Origin of the sequence: Sphingomonas folli, from assembly GCF_019429525.1 — a bacterium.
Lineage (GTDB): Bacteria > Pseudomonadota > Alphaproteobacteria > Sphingomonadales > Sphingomonadaceae > Sphingomonas > Sphingomonas folii.
In genome coordinates, this window is sequence record NZ_JAHXZL010000004.1 from 338,272 (window position 1) to 362,874 (window position 24,603).

The window sequence follows — 24,603 nt, forward strand, 5'->3', positions numbered from 1 at the left end:
GATCTCGACGGAAATTGTTAGACAATTAACTTGCCGACCGGTCGCGACCGCCTAGACTGCCGGTCCGGGAGGGAGACGTGCGGTGGTGAACGGAGAGCGTCGAGGGCCCGCGCATGTCACGCTCGCGCGCACGCTCGGGGTCGCGATCGTCACCGGCGACTATCCCAGCGGTACGGTGTTGCCGGGCGAGCTCGAGCTGGCCGGCCAGTTCGGCGTGTCGCGCAGCGTCATCCGCGAGTCGCTGCGGATGCTGAGCGCGAAGGGGCTGGTCGAGAGCCGTCCCAAGGCCGGCACGCGGGTGCGCGAGCGCGCGCAGTGGAACCTGCTCGACCCCGAGCTGCTCGCCTGGATGTTCGAGGGCGCGCCGTCGCTCGGCTTCGTGCGCAGCCTGTTCCAGCTGCGCATGATCGTCGAGCCCGCCGCGGCCGAGCTCGCCGCGGTCCAGCGCAGCGCGGCGCAGCTGTCGCGGATGGGACACGCGGTCGAGGTGATGGCGCAGCAGGGGCTGCGCACGCAGGACGGGCAGACCGCCGACCAACGCTTCCACGCCGCGATCCTGGAGGCGACCGGCAACGAGCTGCTGGTGAGCCTGTCGAGCAGCATCGCCGCCGCGGTGCGCTGGACTACCTTCTTCAAATATCGCGTGCCGCTTCAGTATCGCGACCCGATCCCGCTCCACCGCGAGCTGTTCGAGGCGATCGCCAACGGCGACGCCACGGCGGCGCGCGTCGTCACCGAGCGGCTGATCGCGCAGGCGGGGCTGGATACCGAGCGCGCGCTGGGGGCGTGAGGCGATTGATCCTCCTCCCCCGGCCAAGGGGAGGTCGCTACGCGTCAGCGCTGACGATGGGTGACCCGGCGCGCCAGGATCGACGAGCTTGCCGGCGGCGACACCCCTCCATCACCCGCTGCGCGCGGCGCGCGCTCTCGAGGCTGATCCATCTGAGGTGAACCGGCGGGGTGCTCCTGCGGACGCAGGAGCCCAGAGCCACGAGCGTCACGCCTCACGCCTCACGCCTCACGCCCGCGGCCCTGGGCTCTGGCGTTCGCCAGAGCACGGATCCATGGAGGTGGATCAGGCCGTAGCTTGCCCCCGGCAAGCCAAATTCGTCCGCTCACGCCGCCGCGGCGGCCTCCGCCTCGGCGACGGCGCGGTAGCGGCGGCGGAGCGCGATCTTGTCGATCTTCTCGGTGCCGAGCCGCGGCAGCGGCGCGTCCTCGATCCACAGCCGCGCGGGCACCTTGAAGGCGGCGACGTGCTGCGCGAGGAAGGCGAGCAGGTCCTCGCACGCCACGCCGCCGGGCTCGCTCAGATGCACCGCCGCACCCGGCACCTCGCCGTAGCGCGCGTCGGCCAGCCCGAAGACCGCCGCCTCCGCCACCAGCGGGTGCGCGTACAGCGCCGCCTCGACCTCCTGGCAGCTGATATTCTCGCCGCCGCGGATGATGATGTCTTTCTTGCGGTCGACGATGAAGAGATAGCCGTCCGCGTCGAGATAGCCGAGGTCGCCGGTGCGGAAGAAGCCGTCGGCGGTGAAGGCCGCCGCGGTGTCGGCGGGGCGGCCCCAATATTCCTGGAAGTTGGCGGCCGAGCGGATGCCGATCTCGCCGGTCGCGCCCTGCGACAGCGCGGTGCCGTCCTCGGCGAGGATGGCCAGCTCGACCAACGGCGCGGAGGCGCGCCCCGCGCTGTCGGGCTTGGCGAGATAGTTGCTGCGCCAGTTGCCGGTGCCGATCGCGTTGGTCTCGGTGAGGCCGTAGCCGATCAGCGGCGCGCCGGTCAGCTCGGCGTCGAGCCGGCGCACGTGCTCGACCGGCCGCGGCGCGCCGCCCGCGGCGAAGTCGGTGACGGTGGAGAGGTCGTAGCGCGCGCGCTCGGGATGATTGACCATCTCGTAGCTCATCAGCGGCACGCCCACGAAATAGGTCACCTTCTCGCGCTCGATCAGCCGCATCGCCTCCTCGGCGTCCCATTTGGGCATCAGCACCAGTCTGCGCCCCATCGCGAAGCTCTGCAGCAGCGTCGGCACCATCGCGGTGACGTGGAACAGTGGCAGGTTGAGCAGCGTCGCCGGCTGCAGCCCGGTGAGCGTGCCGTCCTGCGCCGCGATCCCCATCATCATCAGCGCCGAGGCGAGGAAGTTGAACGTGCCCTGCAGCACCTGCGCGTGGGTCGATAGCGCCCCCTTCGACTGGCCGGTCGAGCCCGAGGTGAAGAGGATGGTGGCACGGTCGTCGCCGCTCAGCTCGGGCAGCGCGGCACCCGCGCCGTCGCCGGCATCCTCCTCCGCGTGCGCCAGCAGGTCGGCCAGCGCGGTCTCGATCGGCTGGAGATCGTCGAAGGTCTCGACGCGGACCGCGGCGCCGCCGGGGATGGCGGCGAGCCGGCGCGCGCGCGGCGCGTCGGCGAACACCAGAGCGACGTCGACCTCGCCGAGCGCGGCCGCCATCTCCTCGGCCTGCCACCAGCCGTTGAGCAACGTCGCCACGCCACCCGCCATGATGATCGCCATGTAGAGCACGATCCACGACGGCGAGTTGCGCGCCGCGATCGCCACCCGGTCGCCGCGGCGCACGCCATAGCCCGCGACCAGCGCGCGCGCGGCGCGAGTCGCGAGCGCGTGGACGGTGCCGAAGCTCAGCCGCTCGTCGCCCGCGACCAGGAACTCGGCGTCGCGATGCTGCTGGCAGAAATGCGCGAAATAGGCCGGGAGAGTCGGCGGCGCGGCGGCGATCATCGGCAGCGTCCGGCCGAAACGCTCGACGCTTCCGAGCGGTAGCTGGCCGCCGCTGCCGGTCAGCGCCGCCATCACCGCGTCCATCCGCCGGTCGAGCTCGGAAGCCATCATTCTCTCCGCTTGGTTCTATGCTTTCCTCCCCTTATGCAGGCGCCGTTGAGAAGGGGAAAGCCTTGATCCTGTCCGCCCTCGCCGCCGCCGCTCCGGGTGCCGGCCCCGCCACCGAGTACGTCCGGTTCGCCGATCTCGGGCTGCATCCCGACGTCTTCTCGATCGGTGTCTTCACGCTGCGCTGGTACAGCCTCGCTTATATCGCGGGCATCGTCGTCGGCTGGTGGTATCTGCTCAAATTGCTGGCCCAACCCGGCGCGCCGATGGCGCGGCGGCACGCCGACGACCTCGTCTTCTACGCCACGCTCGGCATCATCCTGGGCGGACGGATCGGGTACGTGCTGTTCTACGCGCCCGAGATGCTGACGCGGCCGCTGTCGATCCTGCGGCTGTGGGACGGCGGCATGTCGTTCCACGGCGGCGTGATCGGCACCTCCCTGGGGATCATCTGGTTCGCGCGGAAGAACGGGCTGAATTGGCTGCGCGTCCACGACTATGTCGCCTGCGCCGTGCCGTTCGGGCTGTTCTTCGGGCGGCTCGCCAACTTCGTCAACGGCGAGCTCTGGGGCAAGCCGGCGAGCGTGCCCTGGGCGATCGTGTTCGAGCGTACCGTCCCTTACGGCGTGCCCGAGCCGGCGCGCCACCCGAGCCAGCTGTACGAGGCGGGGCTCGAGGGCATCGCCTTGTTCCTGCTGCTGTGGTTCTTCTTCTGGCGCACCGACGCGCGCTACCAGCCGGGCAAGTTGGTGGGGATCTTCCTGGCGGGCTACGGCGTGGCACGCTTCACGGTGGAGTTCTTCCGCGAGCCCGACGCGCAGCTGCGCGCCTTCGCCGAGCACACCGGGCTGCACATGGGGCAGTGGCTGTGTGTGCCGATGATCCTGGCGGGCGTCGCGCTGATCGTCACCGCGCCGCGTCGGCGCCAGCGCGTCGAGCCCACGGTCGGGCTGGACAGCGTGGCGTGAGCGAGCCGCTGCTCGCCGAGCGGCTGGCGCGCGCGATCGCGCTGGGCGGGCCGATCCCGGTCAGCCAGTTCATGGCCGCCGCCAACGCGCATTATTACGCGACGCGCGACCCGCTCGGCGCCGCCGGCGACTTCACCACCGCGCCCGAGATCAGCCAGATGTTCGGTGAGCTGATCGGCGCCTGGGCCGCCGACCTGTGGGACCGTGCCGGCCGCCCTTCGGTCGCCTGGGTCGAGCTCGGGCCGGGCCGCGGCACGCTCAGCGCCGACGCGCTGCGCGTGATGGCGCGCGCCGGGCTGACTCCGCCGGTCCACCTGGTCGAGACCAGCGCGACGCTGCGCGCCGCCCAGGCCGAGCGGTTGCCAAGCGCGACCTGGCACGACTCGCTCAACACCTTGCCCGAGGACGTGCCGCTGCTGGTCGTGGCCAACGAGTTCTTCGACGCGCTGCCGATCCGCCAGCTCGTCCGCCGCGCCGGTGCCTGGCACGAGCGGCTTGTGGCCTGCCAGGACACGTTGTTCGTGCCCGTCGCGGGCACCTCGGTGCCCGACACGATCGTGCCGCCGGGCTTGCGCGACGCCGCCCCCGGCGCGGTGATCGAGACCTCGCCCGCGAGCGTCGCGGTGATGGCGGACCTCGCCGCGCGGATCGTCGCGCAGGGCGGCGCGGCGCTGGTGATCGACTATGGCTATGAGGGCCCGGCGATCGGCGACACGCTCCAGGCGGTGCGCGCGCACGCCTTCGCCAACCCGTTCGAGGCGCCGGGCGAGCAGGATCTCACCGCACACGTCGACGTGGCGACCTTGGGGCTGGTCGCCACCGCCTCGGGCGCGCGGCTCGACGGGCCGGTCGGCCAGGGCGCCTTCCTGCGCGCGCTCGGCATCGACCAGCGCGCCGCGGCGCTCGGCGAGCGGGTGACACAGGATCGCGACCGTTTGGTCGAGCAGATGGGGGAGTTGTTCAAGGTGATCGCCGTGACTCACGACCAATGGCCGCGCCCGGCGGGCTTCGCATGATGCCGCGCCCGACGCTCCGCCCCGCGACGGTGGAGGACGCCGCCAGCCTCGCCGGCGTGGCGCGCGCCACCTTCACCGAGACGTTCGGCACGCTCTACTCGGCCGCCGACCTCGCCGTCTTCCTCGAGCAGCACACGCCCGAGGACTGGGCGCGCGAGGTCGACGACCCGGCCTATGCGGTGCAGATCGTCGAGATGGGGCATGTCGCGGTCGGCTACATCAAGCTCGGTCCGCCCAAACTGCCCTTCACCCCGCCCGAGGGGGCGATCGAGCTGCGGCAATTCTACCTGCTGAAGCCGTGGCAGGGCTCGGGGCTCGGGCCCGAGATGATGGAATGGGCGCTGGCCGAGGCGCGCGCGCGCGGCCACCAGGCGATGTACCTGTCGGTCTTCACCGACAACCTGCGCGCGCGGCGCTTCTACGCCAAATACGGCTTCGAGGACGTCGGGCCGTACCAGTTCATGGTCGGCACCCACGCCGACGAGGACATCGTGATGCGCCGCGCGCTGTGACCGGGCCCCAACCCTTCCGCGCGCGACTGCTCGGCGCGGTGCCGCACGGCTTCCTCGGGCGCGAGGACGGCGCGTCGGAAGGGCTGTATGCCGGGCTCAACTGCGGGATCGGCTCGGAGGACGATCCCGCCGCGGTCGCCGCCAACCGCGACGCGGCGCTGGCCGCGGTGGCGCCCGGCGCGCGCCTGGTGACGCCCTACCAGGTCCACTCCGCCGACTGCGCCACAGTCGACGCCCCCGTCGCCGAGCGGCCGCGCGCCGACGCGCTCGCCACGTCGACCCCGGGGCTGGCGCTGGGCGTGGTCACCGCCGACTGCGCCCCGGTGCTGCTCGCCGACCCGGTCGCGGGCGTGGTCGGCGCCGCGCACGCGGGGTGGAAGGGCGCGCTGGCGGGCGTGACCGACTCCACCGTCGCGGCGATGGTGGCGCTGGGCGCGGTGCGCGAGCGGATCGTCGCCGCGGTCGGCCCCTGCGTCGCGCGCGCGAGCTACGAGGTGGACGCGGGCTTCCGCGATCGCTTCCTCGACGACGACGCCGCCAACGACCGCTTCTTCGCCGACGGCCGCGCCGGGCACGCGCGCTTCGACCTCGAGGGCTATGTCGCGCACCGCCTCGCCGCGGCGGGGGTGGTGCGGGTCGAGACGCTCGGCCTCGACACCTACGCCGACGAGCGCCGCTTCTTCAGCTACCGCCGCTCGACCCACCGCGGCGAGCCCGCCTACGGCCGCCAGATCGCGATCATCGCGGTCGGTTAGGCGCTGGCGATATGCTAGCCCTATAGCCGAGCACCACCCCGGCAGACGCCGGGGTGAGGCTTCGAGGACAAGATCCGTGTTGCTGCGCCCGCACCCCGCCGCACCACCTCCTCACAGCACGAAGCGGCTGAGGTCCGAGTTGCGCGCCACGCTCGCCAGCTGCCGGTCGACATAGGCGGCGTCGACCACCAGCGCCTCGCCGGCGCGGTCCTCGGCGTCGAAGCTCACTTCCTCGAGCAATTTCTCCATCACCGTCTGGAGCCGGCGCGCGCCGATATTCTCGATCTCGCCGTTCACCTCGGCCGCGATCCGCGCCACCGCGCGGATGCCGTCCTCGGTGAAGCTCACGTCGACGCCCTCGGTCGCGATCAGCGCGCGATACTGCGCCGGCAGCGACGCCTTGGTGTCGGAGAGGATCGCGACGAAATCGTCCTCGGTCAGCCCCTTGAGCTCGACGCGGATCGGCAGGCGGCCCTGCAGCTCGGGCAGCAGGTCGCTCGGCTTGGCGACGTGGAAGGCGCCCGACGCGATGAAGAGGATATGGTCGGTCTTCATCGGGCCGTATTTGGTCGAGACCGTCGTGCCCTCGATCAGCGGCAGCAGGTCGCGCTGCACGCCCTCGCGGCTGACCGAGCCGCCGCGCACGTCGCTCACCGCGATCTTGTCGATCTCGTCGAGGAAGACGATGCCGTTGGCCTCGGCGTCCGCCAGCGCGACGCGGCTGACCTCGTCCTGATCGAGGCGCTTGTCGGCCTCCTCCTCGACCAGTTTCTCCCACGCCGCCGGCACCAGCAATTTGCGGCGCTGCTTCGGCCCGCCGCCGAACGCCTTGCCCATCATCTCGGACAGGTTGATCATGCCCACCGACCCCTGCCCGCCGGGCAGCTCGAACGGCATCGCCGGTGCCTGCTGGAGCTCGAGCTCGATCTCGGTCTCGGCGAGATGGCCGTCGCGGAAGCGCTGCTTGAAGCTCTCGCGCGTCGCCTGGCTCGAGTCCTTGCCCACCAGCGCGTCGAGCAGCCGATCCATCGCCGCGGCCTCGGCCTTGTCCTTCACCGCGAGGCGGCGGCGCTCCTTCTCCAGCCGCACCGCCTCCTCGACCAGGTCGCGCGCGATCTGCTCGACGTCTCGGCCGACATAGCCGACCTCGGTGAACTTGGTCGCCTCCACCTTGACGAAGGGCGCGTCGGCCAGCTTGGCGAGACGGCGGCTGATCTCGGTCTTGCCGCAGCCGGTCGGCCCGATCATCAGGATGTTCTTGGGCGTCACCTCGTCGCGCAGGTCGGGCGACAGCTTCTGCCGTCGCCAGCGGTTGCGCAGCGCCACCGCCACCGCGCGCTTGGCCTCCTTCTGGCCGATGATATGCGCGTCGAGCGCGGCGACGATCGCCTTCGGGGTGAGATTATCGTTCATGGGAAATCAAAGCCTTCGTCGGCGAATGTTGAGTAAGTTGAGTCGCTGGGAGATGGCGCGCGCGGCTCAGCCCGCGCTGTCCAGCGTCTCGATCGTCAGCCGGTCGTTGGTGTAGACGCACACCTCGGCGGCGATCGCCATGGCGCGGCGGCAGATCGTCTCGGCGTCCTGCTCGTAATCGACCAGCGCGCGCGCCGCGGCGAGGGCGTAATTGCCGCCCGAGCCGATCGCGGCGATGCCCGCCTCGGGCTCGAGCACGTCGCCGTTGCCGGTGAGGATCAGCGTCACCTCCTTGTCGGCGACGATCATCATCGCCTCCAGGTTGCGCAGGTATTTGTCGGTGCGCCAGTCCTTGGCGAGCTCGACCGCGGCGCGCATCAGGTGGCCGCCATGGCGCTCCAGCTTGGCCTCGAGCCGCTCGAACAGGGTGAAGGCGTCGGCGGTGGCGCCGGCGAAGCCGCCGATCACCTTGCCGTCCCCGAGGGTGCGCACCTTGCGCGCGTTGGGCTTCATCACGGTCTGGCCCATCGAGACCTGGCCGTCGCCGACCACGACGACCTTGCCGCCGCGTCGGACCGATAGGATGGTGGTGCCGTGCCAGACCGGCGCGGCGTGTGGATCGTTCCCGCTCATGGCGCGCGATATGGGGAGCGCGGCGGGGTGTCGGCAAGTGTACCTGGAAAGGACGAAATCCACGACCCACCCGTAGCGGGGCGGCGCCGACCGCGGCATAGCGGGCGCCGGAGAGTGAGTAGCGATGATCACCGACAGGGACCGGCTGTATTTCCAGGGCCGCGCCGAAGCCGAACTCAAGCTGGCCGCCGAGGCCCGGGACCACGCGGTCTGCCAGGCGCATTACGAGATGGCGACCCAATATCTCGAGGCGGCGCACGGCGCGCACATGCGCCTGCCGCCGGACCCGCAGCGGATGGCGCGACACGGGTGAGAAAATCCTCCCCGCTTGGCGGGGAGGGGGACCGCCCGGCGCAGCCGGGTGGTGGAGGGGGCTCTCCCCGCAGCGCACCGCCTGTGGCCGCCCCCCCTCCACCAGCCTGCGGCTGGTCCCCCTCCCCGCCATGCGGGGAGGATCTAGAGGATTTTCACGTCACCGCCCCTTGGCCTTGCCCCACTCGCGCGCCACGGTGTAGCCGAGGTAGCCCGTGGCGAAGAGCGTGTAGAGCGGCTCGGGCAGGCCGGCGAGATAGGCGTTCATGCCGCGCGCGATCGCGCTCGCCATGTCGGGCCGGGTCGCCGCGATCAGCCCCATGGGGATGCTCCACAGCAGCAGCGCGTACATCACGTAGAGGAAGCTCGGCCGCGCCCGGCTGGTCCAGGGATCGGCCGACTGCGCCTCCGCCACCACCGCGGCGAGCTGCGCCTTCACCTGTTCCAGCTCCTGCGTGCCCTGCAACCGCAGCAGCTCCAGCTTGGCGGCCTCGCGCGCGCGCGGGTCGGGGATCAGCTTGTCGAGCAGGCCAGCGACCGGGGCGACCAGTCCGTCGAGAAGTGCCATGTCGCCCTCCCCTCAGCCGACGCGCTGGGCGAGCCAGCCGTACAGGAACGCCTCGTCGGCGGGACGTTTCTCCGCGAGCGACAGGTATCGTTCGCCCTGGAGCGAGTCGATCGCCTTGACCAGCACAGCCTGCGCCGCGGCGCCGCGCGTCGCGAGGAAGCGGTCGAGCGCGGCGAGCGTCGCCGGGCCGACGCGGCCGTCGAGCGGCAGGTCGGGATAGTCGCTGGCGCCGCGATTGAGCGCGTTGAGCGCGCGCTGGAGGAAGGTCACCGCGGTCGCGGGGCCCATGTTGACCCCTGTGTCGAACAGCTCGGCGGCGAGCCGGGGCGCGCGCGTCGCGATCCGGTCGAAGCCGGGCTGCTGCCAATAGGCGCGGCGGTAGATCGCGACCGCGGCGGGGCGCGCGAACTGGCGCATGTCGCCGCAATAGCCGTTGGCGCGCGCCACCGCCTCGGTGATGCCGTAGCGGGTCGCGCCGCCGCGGTCGGCGGGGTGGCGGACATAGCCGCCCTCGCGGTCGATCACCGCGTCGATGAGCTCGTCGATCATGGGTCCTCCTGGCTTGGTCGGAGGAGGGAACATAGCGGGAACGCACGTGTGTAGGACAGCGAGAAGATCCTCCCCGCATGGCGGGGAGGGGGACCAGCCGGAGGCTGGTGGAGGGGGGCTTCCACGGGCGCTGCGCTGGGTGGAGAGCCCCCTCCACCATCGCGCTACGCGCGGCGGTCCCCCTCCCCGTGCCGGGGAGGATCTCGGTTCGACTCAGCGGCGACGATCCCAGACCAGCCACGTCGCCGGCTGCGGCCCGCGACACCTCCCCACCCACCGTCGATCGTTTATCTACCCGCCGAGGCGCCGCCGCCGCGCGCCCGCGACGCCGGGATCGTGAGTGCGTGCCCCCCCCCCCCCGCCACGCGCTCACCGCGCGCGCACGATCTCGCAGCCGACGCGCGCGTCGGGGTACACGTCCGCCTTCACCGAGCGCACCCGCACCTGGCGGACGCGGGTATCCGCCAGGCACAGCGCGGCGACCCGCTCGACCAGCGTCTCCTGCAGCGCGAAGCCCTCGTCCGCCAACGCGCGGATCCCGTCGTGGACGCGATCATAGTCGAGCACCGCCTCGATCGCGTCGGCGGGCACGCCGGGATAGTCGACCGTGAGCCACACCGACAGCAGCACCCGCTGCGGCGCGGCCTCGTGCGGGTGGATGCCGAGCCGCATCGCCACCGCCATGTCCTCGATCAGCGTGGTGTACTCAGCCATCGCCGCGCCCCGGCGCCGAGTCCCGGCCAGCGAACATGACGTCGCGGTCGCTCGGGCAGAAGCGCTGGCCCGCGTCGACGTACAGCGTCTGCCCGGTGACGCTCTCCGCCTCGAGCAGATACATCACCGCCGCGGCGACGTTCTCGGCTCCGACCGGGCGGCGCAGCAGGTTGGCGCGCGCGACCGCGTCGAACTCCTCGTCGCTCTGGTCGCCGCTCGGCAGCGTCAGCCCCGGCGCCACCGCATTGACCCGGACGCGCGGCGCGAAGGCCCGCGCCATCAGCTCGGTCGCGCTCGCCAGCGCCGCCTTGGAGAGCGTGTAGCTGAAGAAATCGGGGTTGGGGTTGGCGAGCTTCTGATCGAGCAGGTTGACCACCGCACGCGCGCCGGCGCGCTCGGCCAGCGCGGCGGCGAGCATCGCCGGCGCCACCGCGTTGACCGCGTGGAGCCGCGCCGCCAGCGCCGGGTCGACCGCGCGGGGCGAGTCATAGTCGAACTGCGACGCGCTGTTGACGAGCGAGTCGACGTCGCCGGCGCGGTCGAGCAGCGCGCGGAGGTCGCCCAGATCGGCGAGGTCGCCCTGCACCGTCGCGCCGCCCAGCTCGGCGGCGAGCGCCTCGGCGTCGTCGCGCGAGCGGCCGTAGTGGATCACCGGCACGTGCCCCGCCGCGGCGACCGCGCGCGCGATCGCGGCGCCCAGCCGCCTGGCGCCGCCGGTCACCAGCACGCGCCGTGCGGTCACGACAGGCCCATCAGCGCCAGCACTTCCTTGCGGCTGCGATCGTCGTCGCGGAACACGCCCATCATCCGGCTCGTCACCATCGCCACGCCGGGGGTGCGCACGCCGCGCGCGGTCATGCAGGCGTGGCTCGCCTCGATCACCACCGCCACGCCCTGCGGGCGCAGGTGGTGCCAGATGCAGTCGGCCACCTCGGCGGTGAGCCGCTCCTGCACCTGCAGCCGCCGCGCGAAGCCGTGCAGCACGCGCGCTAGCTTGGAGATGCCGACGACATGGTCGCGCGGCAGATAGGCGATGTGCGCCTTGCCGATGATCGGCGCCATATGATGCTCGCAGTGCGACTGGAACGGTATGTCCTTGAGCAGCACGATCTCGTCATAGCCGCCGACCTCCTCGAACACGCGCGCGAGATGCACCTCGGGGTGCTCGGCATAGCCGGCGCAATATTCCTTCCAGGCACGCGCGACGCGCTGCGGCGTATCGCGCAGGCCCTCGCGCGCGGGGTCGTCGCCGGCCCAGCGCAGCAGCGTGCGTACCGCCTCCGCCACCTCGTCGGGGACGGGGATCTTGCCCGTCGCGGCCACCAGGTCGCCGTCGTCGGGCGTGTGTCGCGTGTCGTCGCTCATGCTTTTTCCCCTAGACGGCGCGGCGACGGCGATCCAGTGCGCGGCGCACCGTTACGCTCGCGCATCGTCGATGCGTGACAAGCGGCGCGGGTCGGCGCACAAGCGCCGCCGCGTCGCGACGGCGTCAGCTTTGCAGGGCCGGCCCGCTCGGCCGGCACGAACAGGAAGGAAGAACATGGCGACCACCACCACCACCGGCACCAAGACCGGCGGCATCCACGCGCCCGTCCAGCCCTCGCCCGAGCTCGGCGCGATCGTCGGCAACGAGAAGCTGCCGCGCAGCCAGGTGATCAGCAAGGTGTGGGACTATATCAAGTCGAACAACCTGCAGAACCCGGAGAACAAGCGCGAGATCGTCGCCGACGAGAAGCTGAAGAAGGTGTTCGGCCGCGACAAGGTGACGATGTTCGAGATGAACAAGTACATCTCGCAGCACGTGAAGGCCTGAACCCGACGCGCGTCGGCCGCGCGACCGGCCGGCGTGACGTGGAGCGCGCGGCGCGCGACCCGATCAGGCGAGCGCGTGCGCGCGTCGCGCCGCGGCGCGGCTAGGATGGAGAATGATGCTCCACCGCGCCGCGCCGCTCCCCGACCCGGATCCCGCGCTCGTGCCGCTGCCCCCCGGCGAGCGCGCCGGCCGGTACCCGCGCCGGTGCCGCGTCGCCGCCGCGGTCCTGGCCGCGGCGGCACTGCCGCCGCTGGCGCGCGGCGCCTCGCTCGCCGCGGCGATCATGATCACGGTGGCGGCCGCGCTCCTCGGCGTGGCACGCCGGCTCGACCGGCGGCGCGCGCGCGCGCTCGCGGCACGGCTCGCCGCCGGCTGCCAAGCCGCCGTGGCGCACGGCTGGTGCCGCACCGGGCCGGGCGCCGTCGCGCTGGCGGAGGGACGGCGCGTGTGGCTGGCCGACCGCTCCACCGCCTATCATATCGTGCGGCTCGCGCCCGAGCAGATCGCGGCGGTACGGACACGGCGCGACTGGCGCGGCTGGCGGGTCGCGCTGTTCTACCGGCTCGACCCGCACGAGGTGGCGCGGCGCTCGTCGATCTGCTTCGGTCGCGACCGCCTCGCCGCCGACACCTTCGTCGCGCATCTCACGCGGCGCTGAGGCCCGACCATCGGTCCGAGCCGTCGACATGCTGCCGCGCAAGGGCAGCCCAGGGTGGCGGGCGCCGCGCCCACGACTCTGCGCGCCGACGTGCGCCGGAGCGCGCCACGGCTCGTCCCGATGGGGCCGAGCGCGCGATCCGGCCGGCCACCGCTTCCCCGGCGCGGCGCGGCGCGGTACAGCGCGGCGATGGCGCAGCGACGCTCCCGTTCTCCCGCGCGGCGGCGGCCGGCACGTCGGCGCGGCCGGCGCGGCGCGCGCGTGCGCTTCACCTGGCCGCTGGTCGTCGCCGCCTTCGCGCTCGCCGCGGTGACGCTCGGCTGGCTCGACAGCTGGCACCCGCGCGCGCCGCGCGCCGCGGCGGTGCCGATGAGCGCCGAGGCCGCGCGCGTGTCCAACGACGCCTTCCCGCTCCACGCCGAGCGCCGCCGCGCCGCGCCGCGCTACCGGTTCCGCGGCGGCGAGGCGGCGCGCGCGCAGGCGGTGGAGTGCCTCGCGACCGCGGCGCTGTACGAGGCGGGCGACGACCGCCGCGGGCAGCGCGCGGTGATGCAGGTGGTGCTCAACCGCGTCCGCGCGCCGGGCTATCCCAAGACGGTGTGCGGCGTGGTCTATCAGGGCGCGACGCGCGACACCGGCTGCCAATTCTCCTTCACCTGCGACGGCTCGGTGGCGCGCCGCCCGGTCCGTGTCGGCTGGACCGGCGCGCGGCGGATGGCGCGGCGCGCGCTGGCGGGCGAGGTCGACACCGAGGTCGGGCGCGCGACTCACTACCACACCGACTGGATGGTGCCGTACTGGCGCAACTCGCTGGTGAAGGTCGCGCGGGTGGGGACGCATCTGTTCTACGTGCGGGCGTGAGCCGGGCGCGACGGGCGTAGGGCGGCGGCGCGGGGGGAAGCGGCGCGAGCGATCCGCTGCCCCAGCGAGCCCGGAGCGCCCCGGCGCGTCCGCTCCCCCTCACGGCTGCCAGTTGGGCCGATATCCGGGATCGAGCCGGCGATCGAGGAAATAGGCCGCGCTGATGAAGGCCAGGTGGGTCAGCGCCTGGGGGAAGTTGCCGAGCGCCTCGCCGCGGCGGTCGAGCTCCTCGGCGAACAGGCCGAGGTGGTTGCCGTAGGCGATCCCCTTCTCGAGCATCAGCTGCGCCTCCTCCAGCCGCCCCGCGCGCGCGAGGCACTCGGCGTACCAGAAAGTGCAGGTGGTGAAGGCGCCCTCGCCACCCTCCAGCCCGTCGTCGTCGCGGTAGCGATAGACCAGGCCGTCGTCGCGCAGCTGCTCGCCGATCGCGTCGAGCGTCCTCAGCCACACCGGGTCGGTGGACGAGACGAAGCGCACCAGCGGCAGCATCAGCAGCGCGGCGTCGAGCGCGGTGCCGCCGCGCTCCTGGACGAAATAGCCGTGCACCGGGTGGCGGAAATTGGCCCAGACGTCCGCGACGATCGCGTCGCGCGCCTCCGCCCAGGCGACCAGCGGCGCGGGCAGCGAGCGCTTCTTGGCGAGGCGGATCGCGCGATCGAGCGCGACCCAGCACATCACGCGCGAGTGGAGGAAGTGGCGCGGCGCGCCGCGCATCTCCCAGATGCCGGCGTCGGGTTCCTGCCAGTGCGCGATCACGAAATCGACGATGCCGCGGACGTGCTGCCAGCCCGCGTGGCTCATCGCCGCGCCGTATTTGTTCGACAGGTACGTGCTGTCGAGCAGCTCGCCGAAGATATCGAGCTGGGTCTGCGCGTGCGCGGCGTTGCCGATCCGCACCGGGCGGCTGCCGGCGTGGCCGGCGAGATGGTCGAGCTCGCGCTCGTCGGCCGCCTCGGAGCCGTCGATCGCGTACATCACGCGGATCGGATGCTCCTCATCCGCCTGCATCACGCGCTCGCCCGCCCAGCGGCGGAAATGCTCGGCCTCGTCGACGAAGCCGAGCCGCATGAAGGCGTAGACGGTGAAGGAGGCGTCGCGGATCCAGGTGGCACGATAGTCCCAGTTGCGCCCTGCCCCGGTCGCCTCGGGCAGCGCGAAGGTCGCCGCCGCGGCGATCGAGCCGTGCCGCGCCGAGGTCAGCAGCTTGAGCGCGAGCGCCGAGCGCAGCACCTGCTCGCGCCAGCGCCCCTTGTAGCTCGCGTGGCCGAGCCAGCCGCGCCACGCCCGCGCGGTCGCCTCGACCGCGGCGTCGACCGCCTCGGCGTCGGGCGCGGCGAGCGAGTCGTCGCCGAGCACGAACCAGGCGCTGTCGCCCGCCGCCAGCGTGAAGTCGGCCGCCGCCTCGCCCCCGCCCTCGCCCTCGCCCGCGACGAGCGGCATCGAGGCGTGGAGCCGCATCGCGAGCCCGGCACCGACGAACCGCGCGGTCCGGCCCGCGGCCTCGACCCGCGGCACCTCGCGCGCGTAATCGAAGCGCGGCGCGCAGCGCGCGTCGAAGCCGACCGTCCCCTGGGTCACCGTGACACGGCGGATCACGCAGCGACCGCCCAGCGTCCCGACCGCGTCGGGGTGCGGCATCAGGTCGATCACCTCGGCGCTGCCCGCCTGCGCCATCCAGCGCGTCACCAGCACGTTGGTGTCGGGCAGGTAGAGCTGCAACCGCCGCGCGTCGGCGAGGCGGGGGGCGAGCCAGAAGCCGCCGCCTTTCCCGTCGTCGAGCAGGTCGGCGAAGATCGTGGGGCTGTCGAGCGCGGGCCAGCACAGATAGTCGATCGTGCCGTCGCGCGCGACCAGCGCCGCCGTCTCCAGGTCGCCGATGATGCCGCGGTCGCCGATCGAGCGGGGCGGCACGCGCCGGCCGGCGCGCTCAGCCATTGTCGCGGAACTCGGGGTAGAGCGTCATCCCGCCGTCGACGAACAACGTGGTGCCGGTGACATAGTCGGCGTCGTCGGAGGCGAGCCACACCGCCGCGCGCGCGACGTCCTCGGGCTCGCCGATCCGCCCGTAAGGGATCAGCCGCAGCAGCTTCGCCAGCGCCTCGTCGGTCTCCCACGCCTCCCTGTTGATCGGGGTGCGGATCGCGCCCGGGGCGATCGCATTGACCCGGATGCCGTCGCCGGCGACCTCCTGCGCGAGCGAGCGCGTCAGCATCCGCACCCCGCCCTTGGCGGAGGCGTAGTTGACGTGCCCCGCCCAGGGGATCACCTCGTGGACCGAGCTCATCGCGATGATCGTTCCCGCGCTCCGTGCCGGGCGGCGGTCGCGCGGCTGCGCGCGGAAACGGCGCACCGCCTCGCGCGCGCAGAGGAAATGGCCGGTGAGGTTGACGCCGATCACCGCGTTCCACTGGTCGAGCGAGAGGTCGGCGACGGCGGCGTCCTGCTGCACCCCCGAGTTGGCGACGAGCACGTCGACGCGGCCGAAGGCGGCGGCGGCCTCGTCGAACAGGCGGATCACCTCCTCCTCGCGCGCGACGTCGGCCGCGATCGCGACGGCGCGGCCGCCCGCGGCCTCGATCCGCCCGACGAGGTCCTCCGCGGGCGCGCGCTGCGAGCGATAGTTCACCGCCACCGCCGCGCCGGCACCGGCGAGCGCCTCGGCGACCGCGAGTCCGATCCCCGAGCTCGCCCCGGTGACGATCGCGCTATGGCCGGCGAGCGGCCGTGCGGGGTCGGTCATCGCCGCCTCAGTCGCGCGTCGGGGAGGAGGCGTTGACCGGCTCGGGCGCCGACACCGCGCGCAGCGTCTGCAGCTGCGACTCCGGGTCGATCCGGCGTGTCCGCTGCATCACCTTCACCGGTTCGGCCTTGCCGCTGCGCATCGCCGCGACCACCGCCTCGATCACCGCGAGGTCGGCGAGCCCCTCCTCGCCGTCGGGCTCGGGGTCGCGGCCCTCGAGGATGCAGTCGGAGAAATAGCGCAGCTCGCCGCCGAACTGGTCGGTCGCGGCGAAGGTCTCGTGCGAGTCCTTGCCGCCGACGCTGCGGAACTGCTCCAGCCCCTGGCCGAAGCCATAGGCGGGATTCATCTCGATCGAACCCTTGGTACCGACGATGATGAGGCTGTCGACCGCGTCGGCGGCGTAGCTGACCGTGAACTGCGCCAGCTTGCCGCCGGGCAGCCGCAGCGTCGCGGCGACGGTGTCGTCGAGGTCGCCCAGCCCGGCGGACGGGTGGCGCACGCCGACGGCGGACACCACCTCGACCGGCTCGGCCCCGAACAGATAGCGGATCGCGTTGATCGGATAGGCACCCATGTCGAACAGCGGGCCCGCCTCGATGCCGTGATGCGCGCGGTGGTTGGCGGGATCGAGCGGCTGCGCGAACAGCGAGGTGAAGGCGATCGGCTCACCGATCTCGCCCGCGCGGATGCGGCGGATCGCGTCGAGCGTGGCGGGCTCGAAGTGGAGGCGATAGGCCGTCATCAGCTTCGCCTTGCCGCGCTTGGCCGCGTCGGCGATCCGCTGGGCCTGCTCGCTCGATACCTCGAGCGGCTTCTCGCACAGCACGTGGATGCCGGCCTCGAGCGCTGGCACCGCGAACTCGGCGTGGCGCCAGTTGGGGGTGGCCAGATAGATCGCGTCGATCGCGCCGGTACCGAGCAGCGCCGCGAAATTCTCATAGCCGTAGAGGTGCTTGACACCATAAGCCTTGCCGAGCTTGGTGAGCTTGACCGGATCGCCCGAGACCAGCGCGGTGATCTCCGAGTTGCCGGTGTGCTTGACCCCGGGCATCAGCGCCTCCTGCGCGATATCCCCCAGACCGACGACGGCGTAGCGCACCTTGCGCCCGCCGAGCCCCAGTGCCGACGCGATGCTCATGCCTGTCTCCGCTGCTTCCGTTCGAGGAAGGCCGCAACCGCGCGGGAGGGCGGGTTGGTTCCGTCCCTGGAGGGAGGACTTCCGGGGAGAGAACGGGGGCGGCGTACCGCAGCGGCGCCGCGTCGCTCGGGTGCCGACGTCGCGATCACCGCTTGCGGCGCCCACCCGTCACCATCCGATCGCCCGTCATCCTCGCCGGCGCGGGGAACACGGGGGACGTGACGCGGATCCTGCCGCCCCTCGCGGGAGGCAGGCGGTGACCTACCCCAACGCCCCCGCCACCGCCGCGCGGAGCGCCGGCAGCACCTCGGCCTCGAACCACGGGTTGCGCCGCATCCACGACTGCGAGCGCCAGGACGGGTGCGGCAGCGGGAACAGCGCGGGCAGGTGCGCGCGATAGGCCGCGACGCGCGGCGTCAGTGCGCCCGCGCCCAGCACGTGCGCCTGCGCGTACCCGCCGACCAGCAGCGTCAGCCGCACCTCGGGCATCGCCGCCAGCAGCGACTCACGCCACCGCGCCGCGCAGCCGCGCGGCGGCGCGCGGTCGCCCCCGGCGCCCCGGCCGGGGTAGCAGAAGGCCATCGGCAGCGTCGCCACGCGGCGGGCGTCGTAGAAGGTCGCCGCGTCGATCCCCATCCACGCGCGCAGCCGGTCGCCCGAGGCGTCGTCGAACGGGCGGCCGCTGGCGTGGACCTTGCTGCCCGGTGCCTGGCTCGCGATCAGCAGCCGCGCGTGGGGCGAGACCTGGATCACCGGCCGCGCGCCGAGCGGCAGCTCCGCCGCGCAGGCGGTGCAGGCGCGCACCCGCGCCACGAGCTGGTCGAACGTCTCCACCGTCTCCGAGGTAGGGTTCGCGCACCGCGGCGCAAGACAGCGGGGCTTGGCCGCGACCGCCGCGCGCGCCATCTTGCGCGGAGGAGTCGCGCGCGATGGATGACCTACCCCCCGACAGCAAGCTCACCCGCTCGAAGCGGCGCTGGGCCGAGGAGCACAAATTCGCCGACGCTACCCCACCCACCGGTCGCGAGCGGCTGCCGCCCGGCCAGCACCTCGTCACCGGCTGGCCGGTGCTCGACCTGGGCGAGACGCCGGACATCGGCACCGAGCGCTGGCGGCTGGAGATCGGCGGCCTGGTCGAGCGGCCGGTCGCGCTCGACTGGGCCGGCTTCACCGCTTTGCCCCAGACCCGCTCGCGCTCGGACATCCACTGCGTCACCACCTGGTCGCGCTACGACAACGACTGGACCGGGGTGCGCGCGCGCGACCTGCTCGACCTGGTCACGCCCCTCCCCGAGGCGCGGGCAGTGATGCTGCACGGCTATGACGGTTACACCACCAACGTGCCGCTCGCGGACGTCGCCGCGGCGGACTCGCTGGTGGCGCATGCCTGGCAGGGGAGCCCGCTGTCGCGCGAGCATGGTGGACCCGCGCGGCTGATCATCCCGCACCTGTATTTCTGGAAGAGCGCCAAGTGGATCCGGCGAATCGAGCTGCTCGGCCGCGACGCGCCGGGCTTCTGGGAGGTCAACGGCTATCACATGCGCGGCGACCCGTGGCGGGCGGAACGCTACGGATGATGGCGGCGGGAAGCTGGCGCACCCGACAGGATTCGAACCTGTGGCCTCTGCCTTCGGAGGGCAGCGCTCTATCCAGCTGAGCTACGGGTGCCGGTCGGCTGCGACTAGCAGGGTGCGCGGCGTCGCGCTACCCGCTTTTCGCGGGGCGGCGCGCGATCGTCACCGGCTGGAACGGCGCCAGGCCGCAGCTCGCGCCGCGCATCCCGCCGGTCGTGTAGAGCACGGTGATGATGTCCTGCGCGCACAATTGCCCGATCGACGTGGCGTAGCCGAAGCGCCGCTCGAAGCCGAGCCCGGGGCAGGCCTGGGGCAGCGTCACCCGGTAATAGCGGTCGCCGACGGTATGGAAGTCGATCACGCGGTCGCTGCGCACCAGGCTCTCGCGCAGCGCGCTGATCGGCACGCAGGTGCGCGGCGCGCCCGCGGGTACCGCCTCGGGCACCGCCGGCCCGCGGTCGCGCGCCAGCGCCGCGCCGGACAGCATCAACACCGTCATCGCCAAGCCCAAGCGCATCGCCGCCTCCTCAGCCCGCGCGCGCCGCGGCCCGGTCGGGCGGCGGCGGCGTCTTCGGCGTGAACGCGCAGAGGTCGTGCTCGATGCAGCGCCAGCACTCGGGGCGACGCGCCTTGCAGACGTAGCGGCCGTGCAGGATCAGCCAATGGTGCGCGTGCACCCGGAACGGCGCGGGAGTCACCGCGTCGAGCCGCTTCTCCACCGCGAGCACGGTCCTGCCGCGCGCCAGCCCGGTGCGGTTGCCGACGCGGAAGATGTGCGTGTCGACCGCGAAGGTCTCCTCGCCGAAGGCGACGTTGAGCACGACGTTGGCGGTCTTGCGCCCGACCCCGGGCAGCGCCTCCAGCGCGGCGCGGTCGCGCGGCACCTGCCCGCCGTGCCGCTCGATCAGCGCCTGGCTCAGCGCGATGACGTTCTTGGCCTTGGTGTTGAACAGCCCGATCGTGCGGATATGCCGCTTGAGCCCGTCCTCGCCGAGCGCGACCATCGCCGCGGGGGTGTCGACCTCGGCGAACAGCGCGCGCGTGGCGCGGTTGACCCCGGCGTCGGTCGCCTGGGCGGAGAGCACCACCGCGACCAGCAGAGTGTAGACGTTGACCGACTCGAGCTCGGTCTCGGGATGCGGGTTGTCCTCGGCCAGCCGCCGGTAGAATTCGGCGACCTCGCGCCGGGTCACAGCCCGAGCACCTCCGCCATGGCGTAGCGCCCCGGCGCGCGGCCGGCGAGCCACAGCGCCGCCTTCACCGCGCCGCGCGCGAAGATGCTGCGGTCCTCGCCGCGATGGCCGAGCTCGACCCGCTCGCCCTCGCCCGCGAAGACGACCGAATGGTCCCCCACCACCGAGCCGCCGCGCAGCGAGGCGAAGCCGATCGTCCCCTCGGTGCGCGCGCCGACCAGCCCGGCGCGGCTGTCGACCCGCACCTCGGCGAGCCGGGTCGCGCGCCCCGCCGCGGCGGCCTCGCCGAGCAGCAGCGCGGTGCCCGAGGGCGCGTCGACCTTGTGGCGGTGGTGCATCTCGACGATCTCGATGTCCCAGTCGGCGCCGAGCCGCGCCGCCGCCTCGCGCACGAGCGTCTGCAGCAGCGTGACGCCGAGCGAGGTGTTGCCGGTCTGGAGCACCGGGATCACCGCGGCCGCCTGCTCGATCAGCGCGTGATGGGTGGCGCTCAACCCGGTGGTGCCGATCACGATCGGGGTGCGCGCCGCGACCGCCGCGGCGAGATGCGGCTCGAGCGCGGCGGGGGTGGAGAAATCGACCAGCACGTCGGCGGCCTGGGCGAGCGGCAGCGGGTCACCGCCGGCATCGACCCCGCCCGCGACGGTGCAGCCCTCCTCCTCCGCGATCGTCGCGATCGCGCGCCCCATGCGACCGTTGCTGCCGTAGATGCCGATGGCGGTCATGTCGCGTCACTCGTTCGGAGAGAGGGGTGAGCCCCGACGCGCCTTGCCACGCGGGACGCGGGAAAGACAGTCGCGCGATGCTCGGCATGGGACGGTCAGGTCGCCGGGCCGAGGCCGCACCCGGGCGACCGAGCGCCCGCCGCGCGCGGGCGGGTCCGAGGTGCATGTTCTATCGGGAGAGTGGGAGGCTTCTGTTGCCCGGTGCCTCCCGTACCGCTGGATTCCCCTTCTGTTGCCCGGTGGGGTCCGACCGCGCTTTTTTGGTGTAACGTCAGGCCGTTAGGCCCTCAATTACGCCGCAATCGCGAGTGCTTCGTTGTCGTTGGCACTTGTGTGATGGGCCGTCGCGGTGGTCCCATTCCGAGCGAAAACAGCGCTTTTCAACACACGTCGATCCTGGTTCGGCCCCGTCAGCGCGGCTGCGCGCAGCCGCGGTGGTGGAGCCGCCGGGTACTGCCCCCGGGTCCGCTGCGCCTATTGTACGCCGCAGTTTATCGCCATAGCCGGGTGAAACCCGACGCGAGTCATATAGGCGGGCGCGCGGCGCGGGAAAAGCCCCGCGCGGCCATTTGCCCGCCACAATATCCCTGTATATACTGCGTTATGCTCACCCAGCGGTCCCGTTACGCCCTTCGCTCCATGCTGTTCCTGGCGGGCGCGCCGGCCGGGTCGCCGCCGATCCCGATGACTCGGATCGCCGCCGAGGCCAATGTCCCGCGCAAGTTCCTCGAGCTGATCCTCGCCGACCTGCGCGACGCCGGCCTGCTCCACAGCCATCGCGGCAAGATGGGGGGCTATGTGCTGTCGCGGCCGGCGCACCTGATCTCGCTCGGCGAGGTGATCCGCGTGATCGAGGGGCCGCTCGCGCTGGTGCCGTGCGTCAGCCGGACCGCGTACCGCTCGTGCAAGGACTGCAAGAGCGAGGCCGAGTGCGCCATCCGCCACGCGATGATGCGCGTGCGCGACGAGACCGCGCGCATCCTCGACGGGACCAGCCTGGCCGACGCGACCGCGAACCAGCTCGTCGCGGCCTGAGGCGAGGCGGCGCGCGTTGATTGACACGGTACACACGAGCTTGGCCGATCTCGGTTCCGCCTCGGCCCTCCGTCAATACACTGCCTCATGTTCGTCATCCCCACAAACGCGGGGATCCGGACACGCCGACGTCTCTCCTCTCGCCGCAGCGTCAGCGCGTCCGGGTTCCCGCCTGCGCGGGAATGACGAAGTCAGTGCGACGCGGCGGTGATGACGGGGCCACTCGCCGTCCCACTAGACCCATCGCCGCGCCCCGCTTACCCATCGCGGGATGATCGACGCGCCGCTGCCCAGCACCGAGACCGACGCCGCCGCCGAGCTCGAGCGGCTCGCGCGCGAGATCGCGCACCATAACCGGCTCTACCATACCGACGACGCGCCCGAGATCAGCGACGCCGACTATGACTCGCTGGTCCGCCGCAACGCCGCGATCGAGGCCGCCTTCCCCGCGCTGGTCCGCGCCGACTCCCCCAGCCGCCAGGTCGGCGCCGCGCCCGCCGCGCACCTCGCCAAGGTCGCGCACGCGCGGCCGATGATGAGCCTCGACAACGCCTTCGCCGAGGAGGAGGTGGAGGAGTTCGTCCGGCGCGTACGCCGCTTCCTGCGACTGGCCGACGACGAGCCCGTCGCGCTCACCGCCGAGCCCAAGATCGACGGCCTGTCCTGCTCGCTGCGCTACGAGGACCGCCGGCTGGTCCAGGCGCTGACCCGCGGCGACGGCACCACCGGCGAGGACGTCACCGCCAACGTGCTGACGATCGACGACATTCCCCGCACTCTTCCCGATGACGCACCCGCCATCTTCGAGGTGCGCGGCGAGGTTTATATGGAGAAGGCCGCCTTCGCCGCGCTCAACGCGCGGCTCGCCACCGAGGCCGAGGCGAGCGGCAAGGAGGCGCGCCGCTTCGCCAACCCGCGCAACGCCGCCGCGGGCTCGCTGCGCCAGAAGGACGCCGCGGTCACCCGGGCGCGCCCGCTGCGCTTCCTCGCGCACGGCTGGGGCGAGGCCAGCGCGGTGCCCGGCGAGACGCAGGACGCGGTGGTCGCGGCGCTGCGCGGCTGGGGCTTCCCGATCGCCGACGCCTTCGCGCGCTGCGACGACGCCGCGGCTGCGCTGGCGCGCTATCGCGCGATCGAGCACCGCCGCGCCGACCTCCCCTTCGACATCGACGGCGTGGTCTACAAGGTCGACCGGCTCGACTATCAGCAGCGGCTCGGCAGCGTCGGCCGCGCGCCGCGCTGGGCGATCGCGCACAAATTCCCCGCGGAGCGCGCCGAGACCGTGCTGGAGGCGATCGATATCCAGGTCGGCCGCACCGGCAAGCTCACCCCGGTCGCGCGGCTCATCCCGGTGACGGTCGGCGGCGTCGTCGTCACCAACGCCACGCTGCACAACCGCGACGAGATCGCGCGCCTCGACGCGCGCGTCGGCGACCGCGTGCTGCTCCAGCGCGCCGGCGACGTGATCCCGCAGATCGTCGAGGTGCTGCCCCGCGACGCCGAGCGCGCGCCCTACGTCTTCCCGGACCATTGCCCGCGCTGCGACAGCGAGGCGGTGGCGGAGGAGGGCGAGGTCGACGTGCGCTGCACCGGGGGGCTGATCTGCCCGGCGCAGCGGCTCGAGCGGCTCAAGCATTTCGTGGGCCGCGGCGCGCTCGACATCGACGGGCTGGGCGAGAAGACGCTGGTCGAGTTCGTCGCGCTCGGCTGGATCGCCGAGCCCGCCGACATCTTCCGCCTCGCCGCGCACCGCGAGGCGCTGGTCGGGCGCGAGGGCTGGCAGGCGAGATCGGTCGACGCGCTGCTCGCCGCGATCGAGGCGCGGCGGCGGCCCGACGCGGCGCGGCTGCTGTTCGGGCTCGGTATCCGCCACGTCGGCATCGTCACCGCGCGCGACCTGCTCAAGCATTACGTCACCCTGCCAGCGGTGGCGGCGCTGGCGGACGAGCTGATCGCGCTGCGCGAGCGCACGATCGCCGCGCTCGGGGAGGACGAGGGCAAGCTGCGCACCCGGCTGGACAAGGCGATCGCCGAGCTGATCGGGGTGGAGAATGTCGGCGCCGCGGTGGGCCACGCGCTCGCCGATTTCTTCCACGAGCCGCACAATCGCGCGGTGTGGGACGACCTGCTCGCCGAGGTGTCGCCGCCCGACTTCCGCGTCGAGACGGTGACGTCGGAGGTGTCGGGCAAGACCGTCGTGTTCACCGGCACGCTCGAGACACTGAGCCGCGACGAGGCCAAGGCGCAGGCGGAATCGCTCGGCGCGCATGTCTCGGGCTCGGTGTCGAAGAAGACCGACCTGCTGGTGGCGGGGCCGGGCGCGGGGTCGAAGGCGAAGAAGGCGGCCGAGCTCGGCATCCGCGTCGTCGACGAGGCGGGCTGGATCGCGATCGTCGCCGCCGCGGCGGGCTGAGGAGGTCAGGGCGCGGGCGCGGCACACCGCTGCCGTGCTCCCGCGGACGCAGGAGCACAGGTCTCAGGCGGTGTCGCTCGAAGCCCATGGCCCCCGCGTGCGCGGGAGCGCATCGCCTTCGGTGAGCGGCTGCGCTCTCGGGCGAAGGGAGAACGCGGTCCTCG

27 protein-coding genes, 1 tRNA gene and 1 other RNA gene are annotated in these 24,603 nt (G+C 72.6%); 12 read left to right on the plus strand and 17 right to left on the minus strand.

The features are described from left to right. Positions 1-82: 82 nt before the first annotated feature. The gene (locus tag KZ813_RS20360) at positions 83-790 is read left to right on the plus strand and encodes a FadR/GntR family transcriptional regulator (RefSeq protein WP_219754527.1); all 708 of its coding nucleotides are present in this window, start codon (positions 83-85) and stop codon (positions 788-790) included. Between the two features lie 325 nt (positions 791-1,115). Here the strand turns inward: KZ813_RS20360 and KZ813_RS08490 are convergent, their stop codons facing one another. Then, the gene (locus tag KZ813_RS08490) at positions 1,116-2,846 is read right to left on the minus strand and encodes a class I adenylate-forming enzyme family protein (protein ID WP_219754528.1); all 1,731 of its coding nucleotides are present in this window, start codon (positions 2,844-2,846) and stop codon (positions 1,116-1,118) included. A 65-nt stretch (positions 2,847-2,911) separates the two neighbouring features. Between KZ813_RS08490 and lgt the strand changes: the two genes are divergently transcribed. Genes lgt through pgeF form a run of 4 tightly spaced genes read left to right on the plus strand, consistent with a single transcriptional unit; the run spans position 2,912 to position 6,097 of the window. Beyond that, positions 2,912-3,814, plus strand: a complete 903-nt coding sequence (gene lgt, locus KZ813_RS08495) for a prolipoprotein diacylglyceryl transferase (protein WP_258046547.1) — start codon at positions 2,912-2,914, stop codon at positions 3,812-3,814. After that, positions 3,811-4,830 (plus strand): class I SAM-dependent methyltransferase, encoded by a 1,020-nt coding sequence (locus KZ813_RS08500; RefSeq protein ID WP_444547596.1) that lies wholly within the window; start codon positions 3,811-3,813, stop codon positions 4,828-4,830. Before lgt ends, KZ813_RS08500 begins: the two co-directional genes overlap by 4 nt. Further along, on the plus strand, positions 4,827-5,342 hold the full coding sequence (locus KZ813_RS08505; protein ID WP_258046548.1) for a GNAT family N-acetyltransferase: 516 nt from the start codon (positions 4,827-4,829) through the stop codon (positions 5,340-5,342). Before KZ813_RS08500 ends, KZ813_RS08505 begins: the two co-directional genes overlap by 4 nt. Then, the gene (gene pgeF / locus KZ813_RS08510) at positions 5,339-6,097 is read left to right on the plus strand and encodes a peptidoglycan editing factor PgeF (protein WP_219754530.1); all 759 of its coding nucleotides are present in this window, start codon (positions 5,339-5,341) and stop codon (positions 6,095-6,097) included. Before KZ813_RS08505 ends, pgeF begins: the two co-directional genes overlap by 4 nt. Before the next feature lie 111 nt (positions 6,098-6,208). Here pgeF and hslU read toward each other — a convergent pair whose 3' ends face one another. Together hslU and hslV are read right to left on the minus strand one after the other, a co-directional pair. Next, entirely contained in the window at positions 6,209-7,510 is a 1,302-nt protein-coding gene (gene hslU / locus KZ813_RS08515) for an ATP-dependent protease ATPase subunit HslU (RefSeq protein ID WP_219754531.1), read from the minus strand. A 66-nt stretch (positions 7,511-7,576) separates the two neighbouring features. Further along, positions 7,577-8,143 carry an ATP-dependent protease subunit HslV gene (gene hslV, locus KZ813_RS08520; RefSeq protein ID WP_219754532.1) on the minus strand — a complete coding sequence of 189 codons (567 nt, stop codon included), beginning with the start codon at positions 8,141-8,143 and terminating at the stop codon, positions 7,577-7,579. Positions 8,144-8,267: 124 nt separating this feature from the next. On the opposite strand from hslV, the gene KZ813_RS08525 reads away from it, so the two are divergent. Beyond that, positions 8,268-8,456 (plus strand): hypothetical protein, encoded by a 189-nt coding sequence (locus KZ813_RS08525; RefSeq protein ID WP_219754533.1) that lies wholly within the window; start codon positions 8,268-8,270, stop codon positions 8,454-8,456. A gap of 159 nt (positions 8,457-8,615) precedes the next feature. Here the strand turns inward: KZ813_RS08525 and KZ813_RS08530 are convergent, their stop codons facing one another. The 5 genes from KZ813_RS08530 to folE form a co-directional block, all read right to left on the minus strand. Beyond that, positions 8,616-9,023: a holin family protein gene (locus tag KZ813_RS08530; protein ID WP_183945288.1), complete on the minus strand. Its 408-nt coding sequence runs from the start codon at positions 9,021-9,023 to the stop codon at positions 8,616-8,618. 12 nt (positions 9,024-9,035) lie between these two features. Next, entirely contained in the window at positions 9,036-9,572 is a 537-nt protein-coding gene (locus KZ813_RS08535; RefSeq protein WP_219754534.1) for a glycoside hydrolase family 108 protein, read from the minus strand. Between the two features lie 369 nt (positions 9,573-9,941). Then, positions 9,942-10,286 carry a dihydroneopterin aldolase gene (locus KZ813_RS08540; protein WP_219754535.1) on the minus strand — a complete coding sequence of 115 codons (345 nt, stop codon included), beginning with the start codon at positions 10,284-10,286 and terminating at the stop codon, positions 9,942-9,944. Then, positions 10,279-11,028 carry an SDR family oxidoreductase gene (locus KZ813_RS08545; protein ID WP_219754536.1) on the minus strand — a complete coding sequence of 250 codons (750 nt, stop codon included), beginning with the start codon at positions 11,026-11,028 and terminating at the stop codon, positions 10,279-10,281. The genes KZ813_RS08540 and KZ813_RS08545 overlap by 8 nt, the downstream gene beginning before the upstream one ends. Next, entirely contained in the window at positions 11,025-11,651 is a 627-nt protein-coding gene (gene folE, locus KZ813_RS08550; RefSeq protein WP_219754537.1) for a GTP cyclohydrolase I FolE, read from the minus strand. Before folE ends, KZ813_RS08545 begins: the two co-directional genes overlap by 4 nt. Before the next feature lie 175 nt (positions 11,652-11,826). On the opposite strand from folE, the gene KZ813_RS08555 reads away from it, so the two are divergent. The 3 genes from KZ813_RS08555 to KZ813_RS20365 all read left to right on the plus strand — a co-directional run bounded on the left by KZ813_RS08555 (position 11,827) and on the right by KZ813_RS20365 (position 13,618). Continuing rightward, positions 11,827-12,099 (plus strand): SWIB/MDM2 domain-containing protein, encoded by a 273-nt coding sequence (locus KZ813_RS08555; RefSeq protein ID WP_219754538.1) that lies wholly within the window; start codon positions 11,827-11,829, stop codon positions 12,097-12,099. Positions 12,100-12,211: 112 nt separating this feature from the next. Next, positions 12,212-12,757, plus strand: coding sequence for a hypothetical protein (locus tag KZ813_RS08560; RefSeq protein WP_219754539.1), 546 nt, complete (start codon positions 12,212-12,214; stop codon positions 12,755-12,757). 261 nt (positions 12,758-13,018) lie between these two features. Continuing rightward, complete coding sequence (locus KZ813_RS20365) at positions 13,019-13,618, plus strand: cell wall hydrolase (protein ID WP_308461829.1); 600 nt, start codon at positions 13,019-13,021, stop codon at positions 13,616-13,618. Between the two features lie 99 nt (positions 13,619-13,717). Here the strand turns inward: KZ813_RS20365 and KZ813_RS08570 are convergent, their stop codons facing one another. From KZ813_RS08570 to KZ813_RS08585, 4 genes are all read right to left on the minus strand, one after another. Beyond that, positions 13,718-15,553 (minus strand): glycoside hydrolase family 15 protein, encoded by a 1,836-nt coding sequence (locus tag KZ813_RS08570; protein ID WP_219754541.1) that lies wholly within the window; start codon positions 15,551-15,553, stop codon positions 13,718-13,720. Continuing rightward, positions 15,546-16,358, minus strand: coding sequence for a glucose 1-dehydrogenase (locus tag KZ813_RS08575; protein WP_219754542.1), 813 nt, complete (start codon positions 16,356-16,358; stop codon positions 15,546-15,548). Before KZ813_RS08575 ends, KZ813_RS08570 begins: the two co-directional genes overlap by 8 nt. Before the next feature lie 7 nt (positions 16,359-16,365). Beyond that, complete coding sequence (locus tag KZ813_RS08580) at positions 16,366-17,499, minus strand: Gfo/Idh/MocA family protein (RefSeq protein WP_219754543.1); 1,134 nt, start codon at positions 17,497-17,499, stop codon at positions 16,366-16,368. A 261-nt stretch (positions 17,500-17,760) separates the two neighbouring features. Next, positions 17,761-18,333, minus strand: coding sequence for a uracil-DNA glycosylase family protein (locus KZ813_RS08585; protein WP_308461830.1), 573 nt, complete (start codon positions 18,331-18,333; stop codon positions 17,761-17,763). Positions 18,334-18,428: 95 nt separating this feature from the next. Here KZ813_RS08585 and KZ813_RS08590 point away from each other — a divergent pair, with 95 nt between their 5' ends. Next, complete coding sequence (locus KZ813_RS08590) at positions 18,429-19,076, plus strand: sulfite oxidase-like oxidoreductase (protein WP_219754545.1); 648 nt, start codon at positions 18,429-18,431, stop codon at positions 19,074-19,076. 14 nt (positions 19,077-19,090) lie between these two features. Here KZ813_RS08590 and KZ813_RS08595 read toward each other — a convergent pair. The 5 genes from KZ813_RS08595 to ssrA all read right to left on the minus strand — a co-directional run bounded on the left by KZ813_RS08595 (position 19,091) and on the right by ssrA (position 21,549). Continuing rightward, positions 19,091-19,167 (minus strand) — tRNA-Arg (locus KZ813_RS08595). A gap of 36 nt (positions 19,168-19,203) precedes the next feature. Continuing rightward, positions 19,204-19,590 (minus strand): hypothetical protein, encoded by a 387-nt coding sequence (locus tag KZ813_RS08600; RefSeq protein ID WP_219754546.1) that lies wholly within the window; start codon positions 19,588-19,590, stop codon positions 19,204-19,206. Positions 19,591-19,600: 10 nt separating this feature from the next. Next, on the minus strand, positions 19,601-20,266 hold the full coding sequence (nth, locus tag KZ813_RS08605) for an endonuclease III (RefSeq protein WP_219754547.1): 666 nt from the start codon (positions 20,264-20,266) through the stop codon (positions 19,601-19,603). Beyond that, the gene (dapB, locus tag KZ813_RS08610; protein ID WP_219754548.1) at positions 20,263-20,991 is read right to left on the minus strand and encodes a 4-hydroxy-tetrahydrodipicolinate reductase; all 729 of its coding nucleotides are present in this window, start codon (positions 20,989-20,991) and stop codon (positions 20,263-20,265) included. Before dapB ends, nth begins: the two co-directional genes overlap by 4 nt. A gap of 217 nt (positions 20,992-21,208) precedes the next feature. Next, positions 21,209-21,549: a transfer-messenger RNA gene (ssrA, locus tag KZ813_RS08615) on the minus strand. 45 nt (positions 21,550-21,594) lie between these two features. On the opposite strand from ssrA, the gene KZ813_RS08620 reads away from it, so the two are divergent. After that, positions 21,595-22,026: an RrF2 family transcriptional regulator gene (locus KZ813_RS08620; RefSeq protein WP_219754549.1), complete on the plus strand. Its 432-nt coding sequence runs from the start codon at positions 21,595-21,597 to the stop codon at positions 22,024-22,026. A gap of 271 nt (positions 22,027-22,297) precedes the next feature. Next, the gene (gene ligA, locus KZ813_RS08625; RefSeq protein WP_219754550.1) at positions 22,298-24,439 is read left to right on the plus strand and encodes an NAD-dependent DNA ligase LigA; all 2,142 of its coding nucleotides are present in this window, start codon (positions 22,298-22,300) and stop codon (positions 24,437-24,439) included. Positions 24,440-24,603: the final 164 nt, after the last annotated feature.